The sequence below is a fragment of the Pseudolabrys taiwanensis genome, from assembly GCF_003367395.1.
GTDB lineage: Bacteria > Pseudomonadota > Alphaproteobacteria > Rhizobiales > Xanthobacteraceae > Pseudolabrys > Pseudolabrys taiwanensis.
Window position 1 is genome coordinate 4,684,372 of record NZ_CP031417.1, and the last position, 14,555, is coordinate 4,698,926.

The following is a 14,555-nucleotide window of genomic DNA, read 5'->3' on the forward strand; positions in this document are numbered from 1 at the left end:
CTACAGGACGATGCTCGGATTGCGGAGGCACTGATCGCATTCGATCAGGTCGACGCGCTTGCACCGGATCAGCCATTGTCCACCGATCTCGATGAAGCGATGGCCGTAGGAGCCGGTTAGCGTGCGCGTCGCGCCGCTCCAAAACTCGCTGATCGAGAAGTTGGAGCGTACCATCATCACGCGCTCGCGCGCCGTTCTGAACACCTCGACATTGCCGATCAAGTGCACGGTGCGCGAAGGCGGCGACTGCGACCACGCGTAGCCGGTACGAAAGCGGAAGATGCGGTCTTCCGTGCGGCGCCGGTCGTCGAAGGTCACGGCGATCTCACGGCGCGGGTCGCCACCATCAGCGGTGCCCGGCACCCAGTAGACGAATTCCGGCGCGAAGACCTTCAGCCATTCCTCATAGAGGCCGCGATCGAGCAATCGTGCCTCGCGGTAAAGTAGGCGCTCAAAGTGCGCCGTGACGTTCCGGTCCTCGACGAGAAGTGCGTCGTTCTGCCAGTCGGCATAGCCGTCGACGATCTCCTGATAGAGGTCGTCGCCGAGATAATAGGAGCTGCGGGCGGGATCGTGTTTGACCGGTGCGTTCATGGATCGCGCCTCACAATGAGATTCGGATCGGCCTGCATCAGCCGTTTCCACTCCTTGATGTATTCGCGCATGAACACTTCATCGGTGGCGGGGCCGTAGATCACGCCCTGCTCGTCGGTGCGGAAGCGTTCGGGCATGCCGAAGCCGCGGTTCATGTAGACCCATTCATCTTCGAGGCAGCCAAGTCCGACCTGGATCTGCTCGAAATTGGTGATGTCGTCGACTTCGCCGAGATTCGGGAAGCCTTCCTGCGTGCGCATGCGCAGCGCATTGATGTCGTCGATGGTCTCCTGGTCCCAGGTGCCGTCGTCCTCGACGCGCGTGCCATACCAGACGGCATTGGTTTCATTCACCGACACCGGCTCGAAAACCTGAATATGGTTGCCCAAGAGCGAGAGGTTGGGGAACACGTTGATGTTGACGGGCTCGGAACCGGCGAGGTCTAGCGCTGCGTCAGCGCGTGGCCCGAGCCGCTTGCGCAACTTTTCGGCGTAATACTCCATGCCGGGGTGCAGCGACTCGATCGCCCATAGGCCGCCGGCGCGCTTCTCGATGTTCGGCCGCTTGTCCTTGAAGTGATGGCCGTTGCCGGTATAGGCGACGTACATCTCCAGCTTGTCGGGCGAGCCTTTGTAAAAGGCCATACCCTTTTCCTTGCCGGTCGGATCGTTGAAGCGATTTTCCGTCTCGATCAGCGAGCGATGCGAATAGATGACGTGATAGCCATCGGAGGAGTTGTCGTAGGCGAGCTTCCAGTTGCCTTTGTATTTGAGGCGATTGGCTTCACAAACGACGACCTTGCCGCCGGGATTGCGATCGAGCCAATCGTCGATCGGCTTGGTTATCGGCCCGAGCCACTCGATTAGGGGCGGCATGTCCGGATTGAGCGTGCCGAAGATGAAGCCGCGATAACTTTCGACCCGTTCGAGCTGTGCCAGATTGAACTTCGGATCGCGGATGTCGGCCGTGTAGCCGTCGGGCCAGGGCACGCCGCGCAGTTGGCCGGTGTTAAGGAAGTTCCAGCCGTGATAGGGGCACTGAAACGACTTTGTGTTGCCCTTGTCCCAGCGGCACAAGGTTGTGCCACGATGCGTGCAGCGATTATACAGCGCGCGGATTTTGCCGTTGGCGTCGCGCGTGACGATGAGCGGCCGCAGTCCGAGCTTGGCGGTGACGAAGTCGTTGTTGTTCGGGATCTGGCTTTCGTGTGCGAGATAGACCCACGTGCCGCCGAAGATATGGGTCATCTCCAGCGCGAAGATGTTCGGGTCGGTGTAGAGCGTACGGTGGACGCGGTCCGCCTGGACGAGATCGTCCCAATCGTAGGTGGGTGGCATCTCGAGCCGCGGTCCGGGCACTTTCTCAAGCATTGTCTGCGCTCCTTATCGTGCGCTCAGAAGAAGTCGAAGTACTCGTTCTGCTCCCACTCGGTGGTGTCGTTGCCGGCGGGGATACCGCGCTCGGCAAGGAAGGTCTCGAAGCGGCCGAGTTCGGTGCCCTTGAAGCGCGTGTAATAGTCCATGAAGACTGGCCCGAATTCGGCGCGGTAGAGGGCATCGCCGCTGGCCAGTTTGAGCGCATCGCCGAGCGTCACCGGCAGCTTCGGCCGGTCGGCGGTGTAGGGCTCTTCCTCCGACGGTCCGGGATCGCGCTTGTTATCGACGCCATCGAGACCGGCAATGATCTGTGAGGCGATGAACAGATACGGGTTGGCCATCGGCTCGCCGGCGCGGTTTTCGATACGGGTTGCCGGGTCGTTCGGGCCGCCGAGCACGCGCAGCATCACGCCGCGGTGGTCATAGCTCCAGCAGGCGCGGTCTGGCGCCAGCGAGCTCGGCCGGTAGCGCCGATAGCCGTTGACCGTCGGGCACGAGAACAGGCTCGCTGGGGCGGCCTTCTCGATGAGCCCGCCGAGCCAGGTTTTCCCGAGCGAAGAGAGGTGCCTTTCGTTCGCGCCCGGCATGAACAGATTGCGTCCGTCCACATCGACCAGCGACTGATGCAGGTGCCACCCGCTCGATACGCAGCCTTTGACCGCGGGCCGCGTCATGAACGTTGCAAACAGGCCGAGACGTCGGGCGACCTGTCGGGTGGCTGTCCGGAACAGAAGCATGTTGTCCGCGGTTTCGAGCGCCGTTTTGGGGGCAAAGGTGCATTCGACCTGGCCGGGTCCCCATTCGTTTTCGATCGAGCGCAACGGCAGGCCGAGCTTTTCGTAGGCGTCGGCCATGATCGACAGCGCCGGCTGCATCAGGTCGAAGTTGGTCTCCGAATGATAGGAGAGACCCGGCTCGATCGGCGCTGTGCGGAGGGCGCGGCCGCGCACACCCGGCGCGCCGACATGGTCATCGCTCAGGTCCTCGAGCGGCTTGAGCAAATACCACTCGACCTCGAGTCCGATACGACATTCCATGCCGCGGTCGGCGAGACGCTTGAGTTGCCTCTTCAGCAGTTGCCGTGGCGAGAAGTGATAGGGCGTACCACCGTTGAAGTACTCGTCGCACAGCACCCAGCCGATGTCTTCCGCCCAGGGCAGCACACGGAACGTCAACGGGTCCGGCACGATGGTGAGGTTGGGCGAGCCGGTCATCTCGGTAAGGCCCATGCCGCCGCCGCGCGTGAACGAGGCGAAGGTGCGTGCGCCGGCCGAGTCCAATGTCGTGGTCGCGACGTTGATGTTGTAGCCGCTGGTGAGGGCGCCGATGAAAGCCCCGGCGGTCACTGTTTTGGCGCGTGAGGCGCCATGCGGGTCAGCCCAGGCGACGCGGACGAGCTTGATGTGGCCGCCGTCGAGGCGCCGCTTGATCTCCGCCGCCCGCGCTTGTTGTGCATCGGTCCACAGACCGTGCTTCTCGATGAAACCTTGCGGAGACGCCATCCGGGAATTGCCTGACATGCTGCGAGTGTGCTGATTTCGACTTAGTATAATCAAATGAATTGTTGGCGCTAATTCATACCGAAAGAGGCATATGACGACCAAAGCCCGCCGCGCCCCCAGCCGCAGCCTGCGCAACCGCTTGCGGATGCGACAGCTCGAACTCCTGGCGGCTCTCGATCATGCACCGACGCTCAGCGCGGCGGCCCGCGAAGTGAACCTCTCGCAGCCGGCCGCGTCCAAGCTGCTCCACACGTTAGCGGTCGATCTCGGTGTGACGCTGTTCGAGCGGGCAGGGCGCAGTTTGCGGCCGACGGCGGCCGGGCGTGCGCTGCTGCGCCGCGCCGCGACCTTCGTCGGCGATCTCGACCGGGCCCAGGGCGAGTTGGATGCAATCGAGGCGGGGCTTATCGGGTCGATCAGCCTCGGCGCGGGCGTCGGCTCCTGTTATGCCCTGGTGCCGCGCGCGCTCGACAGTTTGCTGGGCAGCGCGCCCAATATCTCCGTGCGTGTCCGTGAAGGCACGATCGAGGAACTGCTTGGAGGCCTGCGCGGCGGGCGCTTCGACCTGATCGTCGGCCGGCTCGACCTCAGCGGCGCGGATCGGGCTCTGGTCGTCGAAGAGCTGTACAATCCATCAACCAACATCGTCTGCGGCCCGCGCCATCCGCTCGCGCGCGGATCGCGTCCGAGCTGGGACGAGGTCTTGGCCTACGACTGGATACTGCCCGAAACCGGCACGCCCATGCGCAATGGCGTGGAAGCGCTGTTTGGGCGTCTGCGCCAGCATCCCAAGCGTGCGCTGATCGAATCGTCCTCGATCCAGACCAATGTGGCGCTGATGGCCGAGCGCGATCTGCTGTGGGTGCTGTCGTCCGATATTGCCGACTACTTCGCCAAGCTCGGCGCGCTCCGCATCGTGAAACTGCCGCGCCTGGCCGGGCCATCGCCTGTCGTAATGGCGCACACGCGCGAGCGCGGTCTGTCGCCGGCCGCGCAACGGTTGGTCGATTGCTTCAAGCGGGCAGCCCGCGATTTGCGCAGCGCCAAAAAATAAGCCGGCCGCGCGGGTGCCGCGCGGCCGGCCATCAGGAACGAACGCTGCTTAGTTGCCTTCGATGGTCTGGATGACGCTGGACATCGGCCGAGCGGTCTCGAGGCCGCCGCCGATCTCCTTCATGACCATGTCGACATATTCCTTCTTCGGCTCGAGCGGCGTCTTGCCGACGATCTGCACGACCTTGTAGCCCTTTTCCTTGAGCTGCTTGAGCAGATCGGCCGCCGCATGGGCGGTTGCCTGCTGGAAGTCGTGCATCAGGATGATGCCCTTGCCGTGCTTTTCCAGCTTGGTCATCACCGACTTCACGACCTGGTCGGGCTTACGCATCTTGAAGTCGAACGAGTCGAGGTCGGTGGAGAAGATGCCGACATTGCGCTCGCCGAGATACTTCACGAGCTCCGGCGGGTGGCGCAGAGCAGGAAAGCGGAAGAACGGTGCGGTCGGCTTGTTGCCGAGGCCGATGCTGACGGCCGCGATGCCCTTTTCGATTTCGGCGGTGGCTTCTTCCGTCGACAAGCGCGACAGGTCCTTATGCGACCAGGTGTGCGAGCCGATCGTGTGTCCTCCGGCCGCGACCTGCTTGAGAATTTCAGGGTACCAGCCGGCATGCTTGCCGATCGGGAAGAACAACGCCTTCGTGCATTCATCGGCCAGAGCCTTCAGCACGGCCGGCGTGTGGCCCGGCCACGGACCGTCGTCGAACGTCAGCACGACCTCTTTGTCGCGCAGGAAGTCGTAAGCCTTGAAGTGCTCAAAGCCGAAGCCCGGACCGCCGGTAGTGTCGATCTGAACGATGCGCGCGACACCGAGCGCATTAGGATTGTCGCATTTCGCCTGCGTGGCGGCGGGAGCTTGAGCTGGAGCATTCTGCGCCCAGGCACTGCCGGCCGCTAACGACAGTGAAATTGCTGCGGCCATCGCCAAAGCGTTACGCATTACGGTCTCCATGTCGGAAATGGCAAAAGTTCGCCTTATTCATCGCGACTTTAACCTTTTGAGTCAACGCGAGTCGGTGATTCGCCACAGTTCCATGACCCTCAATGCCGCAATGGTTAACGGCCGTGTGTCGCACCGAATTGCTTTGAGTGACAATCGGGCCTATCTCACTCTCGTCGAATTCGGATTATGGCATGTCCACGATCGTTACCCCTGGTGTGATGGCACGGCCGCTGCTCGTTGCCGGTCTGGTCGGCGGTCTGCTGTTGGCTGCAACGGCAGGCCTGTGGGTCTTCTATGGTACTGCGGTGTTCTTTGAAGTCATCCGTACCGGCTGGGTGGCCTGCTTCTGAACTCAAGACGTAGGGCCAGCATGACCGCGCGCGCCAAGCATTTCTTGCTCGTTCTTGCCGCTTTTGCCGCCGGGTTGGCGGTTTTTCTCGCTGTTTTCCTTTACGCGACAGGCCAGCTGACGGGCGGCCGCGCTCCCGCGGTGAGCGCCATCGGCGGCCCTTTCCAGCTCGTCGACCAGAACGGCAAGCAGGTGACCGATCAAGACCTGAAGGGAAAGCCGACGCTGATCTTCTTCGGTTACACGCATTGTCCGGATGTCTGCCCGACCACGCTGTTTGAGGTCTCTGAAGTGCTGCGGGCGCTCGGTCCGGACGCTGACCGGATGGCCGCCTACTTCATTACCGTCGATCCTGAGCGCGATACGCAGGCCGCCATGAAGGACTATCTGTCGAGCTTCGATCCACATTTACGGGCCTTGACCGGGGATCGTGCGGCGATCGACGTCGCCGAGAAGGCATATCGGGTCTACGCCAAGAAGATCCCGACAGACGGCGGCGACTACACCATGGATCACACGGCGCTCGTCTACTTGATGGACAAGCAAGGCCGCTTTGTCGCGCCGTTCAGTTTGAAGCGTAGCCCCGAAGAGGCTGCAACCGAATTGCGTCGTTACATGTAGCGCAGGTTGTGGTCGCTTCATTTGTGAATATGCTTCAGATCGTACTCTGAAAATTATTCAACCTGAGGTTACTTAATCGAACTAATTATCATTCGTTAGGTCTGCAACATTGCCTTGCGAGAACATCCGTTTCCTCTCAGAGTGCCAATGGGGAGTTCGAGGGGGCGGGCACGCGGCATGGACCGCACGGCGTTCGTTTTCGACACCATTGAAGAGATAAAGCGCGCCGAGAAGCCGGATGAACTCATGGCTATCTTGGCGAAGGTCGGCGCCCAATTCGGCTTTAACAAAGCCTGCGCCGTCACCAGCATTCCCCACACACATCAAGACTTCGAACGTTATTCGTATGCGGAGCGGTGGCCGGCGGGATGGCATGAGCGCTACCTCGAACGCCAGTATCTCAACAGCGACCCCGTCATCAAACGTCTGCGCCGTTCCACACAACCATTCGCGTGGCACGAAGTGGCCGTCGATCGCAGCAAGGAAGCTGCCGCCCGCGCGATCATGGACGAAGCGACCGAGTTCGATCTGCTGACGGGCTTCAACGTTCCGATCCAGTCGCTGAAGGGACAACTCGCGACGGTCATGTTCGCCGGCGATCGCTTCGAAGTGGCCTGGGAGGACAGGCCCGCGATTCTGCTGATCGCGATCTACGCGCACGACAAAATGCGCGAGATCATGGGCGTACGTCCGCTGCATCCGGATCAGCAGCGGCCGTTGACCCCGCGCGAAATCGAAGTCTTGAAGTGGACCGCCGAGGGCAAGACGTCTCAGGATATCGCCGACATTCTGTCCGTCTCGCTGCCGACGGTGCAGTCCCACATCACCAATTTGTGCCGTAAGCTCGATGTGGTCACTCGCGCGCAGGCGACTGCACGGGCCATTCGCTGGGGCATTTTGTCGTAGGGCGGCGTACGGCGATTTTGCCCGCGAAGCAGTCGGGCGTCGCGACCAAGCGCCAACGTCAATCATAGGAAACGATGATTCCCGACCTGAGGGGGTTCCCGCAGGTTCTCCGCGATCGCTTCGATCGCGGAGAAAATCGTGGAAATCAAGGTTTTGCAAGGCATTCGCCCCGGCTGCGACCGGCTGCTCGAGGGGGCGTTCAAGTTGCGCCATCGGGTCTTCGTCGATGAGAAGAGGTGGGAAGATCTGCGCAAACCGGACGGGCGGGAGGTCGATCAGTTCGACGGACCTCAATGCATCTATGTCCTGGCGTTGGAGAGGAATTCAGTCATTGGCCACATGCGGATGACGCCGACAACGCATCCGCATCTGCTGGCCGATGTGCATGGGCATTTATGCGCGCGGCCCGAGCCGCGCGGTCCGGCGATCTGGGAGTGGACCCGTTATTGTGTCCAGCCGCTCAAGCGCGGGCGGTCGAAATGGGGTGAGGTCGCAGCGCGCGTGCAACTCGCCGGCATGGAGTGGCTGTTCATGCATGGCGTGCGCGACGTCGTCGTCGAGTACAATCCGAAATTCATCGATCGCCATCTCGAGATGGGCTTCGAGGTGAATTTGTTGGGGCTACCGGTGGAAATGGAAGGCGAACAGGTCGTAGCGGTACACATGCGATTCGATTTCAGCACGCTCTATCAGACCCGCGCATGTCTGGGTGTGCCGGGCCCAATCCTGATGACCGAACCCATCGCTGCAACGGCCTAGTCGGCGCTTCGCGCATGTGCGCCCGCCATCGATTCCACGAACTCAACGATCGCGGTGCGTATCGTGGGATCCGCGATCGTCATGAACGCTTTCAAAAGCCGGAGTCCCTCACCGGGATCCGGCGCTCCGCTGCCTGTGTCGCCCGGCTCGGTTGAGCGCGTCTGTGAACATGTCATCTGAAAATCCACGTCTGGAGAATTGAAGGAATGTCTGGGCGCGACGAGGAGATCAACGAGTTGTTGTCGACGGTTTCCAAGCTTAACGAAGTGGCAGCGCGGAACCAACTGCGCTTTGCCACCCAGCTTCTTGATATGCTCCAACTCGAATTGACCATGGTCATGTTCGGCTACTCGGACCTCGACGATTGCCCGGCTGAGGATTCTTCCGGCAAGCCAGTCGATCGTTCTCGGGTATCCAAGCGTCCTCGCATGCGGGCGCGGGGGCGGCGTTTGTGAGCGCTCTGCCGCGATGTCCAGCGCAGCGCCGCGATGCGCTCTCGGGCCTTCTTCGATAAAGAGTGCGTGCTGGTCGCCGCTTTGCCGCGCAATTGGCGCTCGAGATCGGTGAGAGAGCGTACGAGAGCGTCGATGCGCCGTGAGCTTTTGGCGAGTCCGTGCTCTGTCTTTTCCCAACGGTACGGCGCGGCCACGAATTGATAGGCTGCTCGCCAAGCAGCGATCGACAACAATAGCCAGTTCAGCGGTGTGAGAAGCAGTATCCATGCCGTCGGCAACAGTCCGCGTCGGCTGAGGCCAATCCATGCGAGCAAGGCCGAGGTGAAATAGCCAACGAGAACATTGATTCCATACAACGCCGCAAGGATGGCGACAGTCGTCTCGTTTTCTTCGCCTGCAGGCGGGCCGGCTATGACGAACGCGACGGCGCCGGCGAGGAAGAACGGATGTACCAGGGCTCCCAGCACGTTGCCGCCGACCGCGAACTGGAAGGCGAAAAAGCCTGCGGGGCCGAGGTCGTGTAACAATCGGCGCGGCTGGCGCATGTGTACGCACCATGTCTGCATCCAGCCTTTGAACCACCGCGTTCGCTGGCGCAGCCACGGCCCGAGGCGCGCCGGCGCTTCTTCATAAGTCGTTGAGTCGATCACGGCCGAGCGATAGCCCAGGCGCGCGAGCCGCATGCCGAGGTCGGCATCCTCAGTCACGTTGTAAGGATCCCAGGCTCCGATCTTGCGCAGCACGTCGGTGTAGAAATGATTGGAAGAGCCGCCCAGCGGCAATGGTAGCCCTAGATGACTCAAGCCGTTGAGGAACACATCGAAATGGGCCGCATATTCCGCGGTGAAGAGGCGCGTGAGCCAACTGTCCGACGTGTTGTCGATGGACAGCCGCGCCTGCACGCAGGCCAGTTCGTCCCCATGTCTGCCGAATGCGCGCAGAGCGCGGCGCAGTTGATCGGGTTCGGGGCGGTCTTCGGCGTCATAGACAACGGTAAAGGCGCCACGCGCGAAAGGCAGTGCGGCGTTGAGCGCCTTCGGTTTGGTGCGCGGCGCGGCGGCCGGTACCGGAATGACGGTGATAGGCAGGCGGCTTCGACATCGGGCGATCGCCGACCGTGTTTCGAGGTCGTCGGCCTCCACCGCAAGAATGACGTCGAGCTTCTCAATCGGGTAGTCGATCCGCGCGATCGCGTTCAGGAGCCCCTCAACCGATCTTGCTTCGCGGTAGAGCGCGGCAATGATGGTGTAAATCGGCAGTTCGATGTCCGCGACGGCCGGCAACGGCTTCGGGCGGGATTGCTCGGTCGCGGCGCTGATCAAGCGCAAGCCGAGCCAGCCGAGAAATACGAGTGCCAAGATGGGGGAGAGGGCGAGCAGGGTTGCGGACGGAGCAACCGTTGCCGCCGCAGCGACAAGCGCGAGCGCGACGCGCGCCGCGATCCGGCTCGGGGGATGGGGGGCGGCGGCCGAGAACAGCGGCATCTCGTTCTTGAGCCGGTTGCAGGCGCGCGCGACAAGCGTCGCGCCGGCGTGGCGCAGGACGAAGCGCACCATCCGCTCCCGCGTCGTGAAGCGAAAGCGCTTCGGCCACCTCGGATCGTCCTTGGCGATCTGCACGATGCGGCGCGCCGCGACGCCGCGCGGCGCCAGCACCAGCGTCAATCCCTCTTCCTCCGCCAGCGGCAAGAGCCCCGCTGCCGCGCCCTCGATGAGCCGCACGTCGTCGACCGGGCACCGCCCGCGCAGCGCCCCGTCGAGCGGCTCGAACGCCGTCTCGAGCGCGGCCGCGAGCGCACGCGCATAGTCCTCCTCACTGATGACGCCCGCGGCGACCAACGCAACGTCGGCGCCGGCTCCGACCCGCTCGGCGCGCATCTCCGCCATGGCGAGGCCCGCCGGCGGCACGTGGCGACGAATGCATGCGAGTTCGGGAAAGCTGCCGTCCGGCGGCAGGTCGTCCGTTGCGGGAACGCCGGCCGCGCCGGGCTTGAACGCGGCGCGCACGCCGGCCCTTGTGGCGAAGACCGCAACGGACATGCCCCACGCACCCTTACCCCACCACAGGCAAGCGTATCGTGGTACGTTCTATTTTTCTACTTTAAATTGTAAAATATATAAAATCGGTTGCAGGCCGCAGCTAGCGATGTTGTCCCGGCTGCCACAGGACGTCGCCGGCACCCTTGTCGTTGGCATAACGGCCGGCGACGAACAGGTAATCCGACAGGCGGTTGACGTATTGCAGGGATGGCGCCGACACCTCTTCGCCCGGCTGGTCCTGTAACGCGACCATGATGCGCTCGGCGCGCCGGCAGACGGTGCGGGCGAGGTGCAGATAGGCCGAGGCGGGGCTGCCGCCCGGCAGGATGAAGGACCGTAGCGGTTCCAACGTGTCGTTCAGTCGGTCGATTTCCGCCTCGAGCCAGGCGACCTGCGCCTCGGTCACGGTGAGCCGGGCTCCGCCCGGGCCCTTCTCGGCGAGGCAGAGGTCGGCCTCGACGTCGAAAAGGTCGTTCTGGATGCGCGAGAGCGCCTGATCGAGCGCGGCACTGCCCGCAGTGTACAGCCGCACCAGCCCGAGGACGGCGTTCACCTCGTCGAGCGTGCCGTAAGCGTCCACGCGCAGGTCGTATTTCTTGCGTCGCGCCCCCGAGCCGAGCGAGGTTGTTCCGTCGTCGCCGGTGCGGGTGTAGATGCGGTTGAGCACGACCATTTTCCGGATCCCGATAGCCGATTAAAACTTCAGCGTGACGCAATCTTAGTCAGAGCGGGCGTCGCGGACGCTATCGGCCCATGACCCAGATCGTCGCCATAATGATGATGATAGCGACGAACTGCAGCAGCACGCGCAGTCGCATCAGTTTCTGCGAGCGGTTGGGCGACCCGCCGCGCATCATATTGACGAGCCCGAGCAGCAGCACCACCGCCACGGCGGCGATGGCGGCCGGCACCAGATAAAACGACATGAAATTCGACATGCGCCGGCTTCTAGCACCCTTGCTGCGGACCGGCCAATCGGTCTGGACATGGCTGCCCGCCGCGCCGGAGTGCCTGTATACGAAGACGGAGCCGCCAGGGCAGGGCGGCTCGCATTGCGCGCCCTGCGTGCGGCGCAGCATTGACGTTGACACGCCAATGGCACCGCCATTAGCTTCCGGCCGCATTCCGCCAAAAGTCTATCTGGTCTGGGGTCTCAATGAAAATTCTCGTGCCGGTCAAGCGGGTCGTCGACTACAACGTCAAGATCCGCGTCAAGCCGGATGGCTCCGGCGTGGAGCTCGCCAACATCAAGATGTCGATGAATCCCTTCGACGAAATTGCCGTCGAGGAAGCGATCCGACTGAAAGAAGCCGGCAAAGCGACGGAAATCGTCGCCGTCTCCATCGGCCCCGCGCAGGCCTCCGAGACCATCCGCACCGCGCTCGCGATGGGCGCCGACCGCGGTATCCTCGTGAAGGCGGAAGGCGTCGTGGAGCCGCTCGCGGTCGCCAAGATTCTTAAGGCCATCGTCGAGGCCGAGCAGCCCGGCCTTGTCATCCTGGGCAAGCAGGCCATCGATGACGATAGCAACCAGACCGGCCAGATGCTTGCCGCGCTGCTCGGCTGGGCGCAGGGCACCTTCGCCTCGAAGCTCGCCATCGACGGCGACAGCGTCAGCGTGACGCGTGAAGTCGACGGCGGCCTGCAGACGGTGAAGCTGAAGGCGCCGGCGATCGTGACGACGGATCTGCGTCTCAACGAGCCGCGCTACGCTTCGTTGCCGAACATCATGAAGGCGAAGAAGAAGCCGATCGACGAGAAGTCGCCGGCCGATTACGGCGTCGACGTGAAGCCGCGGCTTGAAGTGCTCAAGACGGCCGAGCCGTCGGGCCGCAAGTCGGGCGCCAAGGTCGGCTCGGTGGCCGAACTCGTGAGCAAGCTGAAAGACGAAGCGGGGGTGCTGTAACGATGACCACTCTTCTCATCGCCGAGCACGATAACAAGTCGCTCAAGGATGCCACCACGAAGGCGCTAAGCGCGGCCAAGGCGCTCGGCGCCGACGTGCACGTCCTCATCGCGGGTAAGGATGCTAAGGCCGCCGCCGAGGCCGCCAGCAAGCTCGACGGCGTTGCCAAGGTGCTCGTTGCCGAAGGCGATGCCTATGAGCATCAGTTGGCCGAGCCGATGGCCGCGCTGATCGTCTCGCTCGCGGGCTCTTATGACGCACTCGTCGCGCCGGCCACGACCAACGGCAAGAACATCATGCCGCGCGTCGCCGCCCTGATCGACGTGATGCAGATCTCCGACATCATCAAGGTTGTGGCCCCCGACACCTTCGAGCGGCCCATTTATGCCGGTAACGCCATCCAGACGGTGAAGTCGACCGACGCGAAGAAGGTCATCACTGTCCGTACCTCGACCTTCCAGGCGGCGGGGCAGGGCGGCTCGGCGCCAATCGAGAGCGCGACGGCGGCGAGCGATCCGGCGTTGTCGTCTTTCGTCGGCGAGGAGTTATCGAAGTCGGATCGTCCCGAGCTCACCTCGGCCAAGATCATCATCTCCGGCGGCCGCGCCATGCAGAGCCGTGAGAACTTCACCAAGTACATCGAGCCGGTGGCCGACAAGCTGGGCGCCGCCGTCGGCGCCTCGCGCGCGGCGGTCGACGCGGGCTACGCGCCGAACGACTGGCAGGTGGGTCAGACCGGGAAGGTGGTGGCGCCGGAGCTGTACATCGCGGTGGGCATTTCCGGCGCGATCCAGCATCTCGCCGGCATGAAGGATTCCAAGGTCATCGTTGCGATCAACAAGGACGAGGAGGCGCCCATCTTCCAGGTCGCCGACTATGGTCTGGTCGCCGACCTCTATCAGGCGCTGCCGGAGCTGTCGGCGGAGCTGGATAAGGTCAAGCGCTGAGCCTGCGTCAGAATGACCGAACCGCCGGTGGTGCGATCCGGCGGTTCGGCGTACAAAGAGAGCCGAACCGCCGCGCTTCACGACATTCGGGGCCGCGTGCGCCGGATATCCATCGATCGGAAATAAGAACATGGCTGTGACTATAAAAACTGTCGGGGTCGTCGGCGCAGGCCAGATGGGCAACGGTATCGCTCATGTCTGCGCGCTTGCTGGTTTCCCGGTGATGCTCAACGACGTGTCGGCGGACCGCATCAAAGCGGGTATCGCGACGGTTACAGGTAACCTGGCGCGCCAAGTGTCCAAGAAGACGATCTCGGAGGACGAGCGTAAGAATGCCTTGGCGCTGATCAAGCCTGCCGAGAAGTACGAGGACCTGACGAACTGCGATCTCGTCATCGAGTCCGCGACCGAAAAAGAAGACGTCAAGCGCAAGATCTTTTCCGATCTCTGCACGGTGCTGAAGCCCGAGGCGATCGTCGCCTCGAACACCTCGTCGATCTCCATCACGCGGCTGGCCTCGGCCACGGACCGCCCCGAGCGCTTCATCGGCATCCACTTCATGAATCCGGTGCCGTTGATGGAGCTGGTCGAGCTCATTCGCGGCATTGCCACCGACGATGTCACCTTTGAAGCCAGCAAGACCTTCGTCAGCAAGCTCGGCAAGACCATCGCGGTGTCGGAAGATTTCCCGGCCTTCATCGTCAACCGCATCCTGCTGCCGATGATCAACGAGGCCATCTACACGCTGTACGAAGGCGTCGGTAACGTCGAGGCGATCGACACCGCCATGCGCCTCGGCGCGCATCATCCGATGGGCCCGCTCGAATTGGCCGACTTCATCGGTCTCGACACCTGCCTGTCGGTCATGCAGGTGCTGCACGAGGGCCTTGCCGACTCGAAGTACCGCCCGTGCCCGCTGCTGGTGAAATACGTCGAAGCCGGCTGGCTCGGCCGCAAGACCAAGCGCGGCTTCTACGATTACCGCGGCGAAAAGCCGGTGCCGACGCGGTAAGCGCTCTTTACGCGCAACCTCCCTCCGCCATCATCCTGAGCAGCGCTCCGAAGGAGCGCGTCTCGAAGGATGTGGGCGCCCCCCGCCTCGGGA

The 14,555-nt window shown here is 62.9% G+C and carries 15 protein-coding genes; 8 read left to right on the plus strand and 7 right to left on the minus strand.

From position 1 onward, the window contains the following. From DW352_RS22295 to DW352_RS22305, 3 genes are read right to left on the minus strand one after another with little or no spacing between them, the layout of a single operon-like run. Entirely contained in the window at positions 1 to 594 is a 594-nt protein-coding gene (locus DW352_RS22295) for an aromatic-ring-hydroxylating dioxygenase subunit beta (protein WP_115693391.1), read from the minus strand. Beyond that, positions 591 to 1,964, minus strand: a complete 1,374-nt coding sequence (locus DW352_RS22300; protein WP_210209879.1) for an aromatic ring-hydroxylating oxygenase subunit alpha — start codon at positions 1,962 to 1,964, stop codon at positions 591 to 593. Before DW352_RS22300 ends, DW352_RS22295 begins: the two co-directional genes overlap by 4 nt. Before the next feature lie 23 nt (positions 1,965 to 1,987). Beyond that, the gene (locus tag DW352_RS22305) at positions 1,988 to 3,472 is read right to left on the minus strand and encodes a glutamine synthetase family protein (protein WP_162827131.1); all 1,485 of its coding nucleotides are present in this window, start codon (positions 3,470 to 3,472) and stop codon (positions 1,988 to 1,990) included. 91 nt (positions 3,473 to 3,563) lie between these two features. On the opposite strand from DW352_RS22305, the gene DW352_RS22310 reads away from it, so the two are divergent. Next, positions 3,564 to 4,526: a LysR family transcriptional regulator gene (locus tag DW352_RS22310; RefSeq protein ID WP_115693393.1), complete on the plus strand. Its 963-nt coding sequence runs from the start codon at positions 3,564 to 3,566 to the stop codon at positions 4,524 to 4,526. A gap of 48 nt (positions 4,527 to 4,574) precedes the next feature. Here the strand turns inward: DW352_RS22310 and DW352_RS22315 are convergent, their stop codons facing one another. Beyond that, positions 4,575 to 5,465, minus strand: coding sequence for a polysaccharide deacetylase family protein (locus DW352_RS22315; protein WP_115694556.1), 891 nt, complete (start codon positions 5,463 to 5,465; stop codon positions 4,575 to 4,577). 194 nt (positions 5,466 to 5,659) lie between these two features. Here DW352_RS22315 and DW352_RS26965 point away from each other — a divergent pair, with 194 nt between their 5' ends. From DW352_RS26965 to DW352_RS22330, 4 genes are all read left to right on the plus strand, one after another. Next, positions 5,660 to 5,818, plus strand: coding sequence for a hypothetical protein (locus tag DW352_RS26965; protein WP_162826667.1), 159 nt, complete (start codon positions 5,660 to 5,662; stop codon positions 5,816 to 5,818). A 20-nt stretch (positions 5,819 to 5,838) separates the two neighbouring features. Beyond that, positions 5,839 to 6,438, plus strand: coding sequence for an SCO family protein (locus DW352_RS22320; protein WP_115693394.1), 600 nt, complete (start codon positions 5,839 to 5,841; stop codon positions 6,436 to 6,438). A gap of 177 nt (positions 6,439 to 6,615) precedes the next feature. Then, positions 6,616 to 7,344, plus strand: coding sequence for a LuxR family transcriptional regulator (locus tag DW352_RS22325; RefSeq protein WP_162827132.1), 729 nt, complete (start codon positions 6,616 to 6,618; stop codon positions 7,342 to 7,344). A gap of 138 nt (positions 7,345 to 7,482) precedes the next feature. Continuing rightward, positions 7,483 to 8,103 (plus strand): acyl-homoserine-lactone synthase, encoded by a 621-nt coding sequence (locus tag DW352_RS22330; protein ID WP_162827133.1) that lies wholly within the window; start codon positions 7,483 to 7,485, stop codon positions 8,101 to 8,103. A gap of 346 nt (positions 8,104 to 8,449) precedes the next feature. Here DW352_RS22330 and DW352_RS22335 read toward each other — a convergent pair whose 3' ends face one another. From DW352_RS22335 to DW352_RS22345, 3 genes are all read right to left on the minus strand, one after another. After that, the gene (locus tag DW352_RS22335; protein ID WP_115693397.1) at positions 8,450 to 10,597 is read right to left on the minus strand and encodes a glycosyltransferase; all 2,148 of its coding nucleotides are present in this window, start codon (positions 10,595 to 10,597) and stop codon (positions 8,450 to 8,452) included. A 100-nt stretch (positions 10,598 to 10,697) separates the two neighbouring features. After that, on the minus strand, positions 10,698 to 11,270 hold the full coding sequence (locus DW352_RS22340; protein WP_115693398.1) for a cob(I)yrinic acid a,c-diamide adenosyltransferase: 573 nt from the start codon (positions 11,268 to 11,270) through the stop codon (positions 10,698 to 10,700). A gap of 70 nt (positions 11,271 to 11,340) precedes the next feature. After that, positions 11,341 to 11,535 carry a twin transmembrane helix small protein gene (locus DW352_RS22345; RefSeq protein WP_115694557.1) on the minus strand — a complete coding sequence of 65 codons (195 nt, stop codon included), beginning with the start codon at positions 11,533 to 11,535 and terminating at the stop codon, positions 11,341 to 11,343. A gap of 218 nt (positions 11,536 to 11,753) precedes the next feature. Between DW352_RS22345 and DW352_RS22350 the strand changes: the two genes are divergently transcribed. The 3 genes from DW352_RS22350 to DW352_RS22360 all read left to right on the plus strand — a co-directional run bounded on the left by DW352_RS22350 (position 11,754) and on the right by DW352_RS22360 (position 14,462). Continuing rightward, complete coding sequence (locus DW352_RS22350) at positions 11,754 to 12,503, plus strand: electron transfer flavoprotein subunit beta/FixA family protein (protein ID WP_115693399.1); 750 nt, start codon at positions 11,754 to 11,756, stop codon at positions 12,501 to 12,503. A 2-nt stretch (positions 12,504 to 12,505) separates the two neighbouring features. Continuing rightward, positions 12,506 to 13,450, plus strand: coding sequence for an electron transfer flavoprotein subunit alpha/FixB family protein (locus DW352_RS22355; protein ID WP_115693400.1), 945 nt, complete (start codon positions 12,506 to 12,508; stop codon positions 13,448 to 13,450). A gap of 130 nt (positions 13,451 to 13,580) precedes the next feature. Then, on the plus strand, positions 13,581 to 14,462 hold the full coding sequence (locus DW352_RS22360; protein WP_115693401.1) for a 3-hydroxybutyryl-CoA dehydrogenase: 882 nt from the start codon (positions 13,581 to 13,583) through the stop codon (positions 14,460 to 14,462). The last annotated feature ends 93 nt before the right edge of the window (positions 14,463 to 14,555 follow it).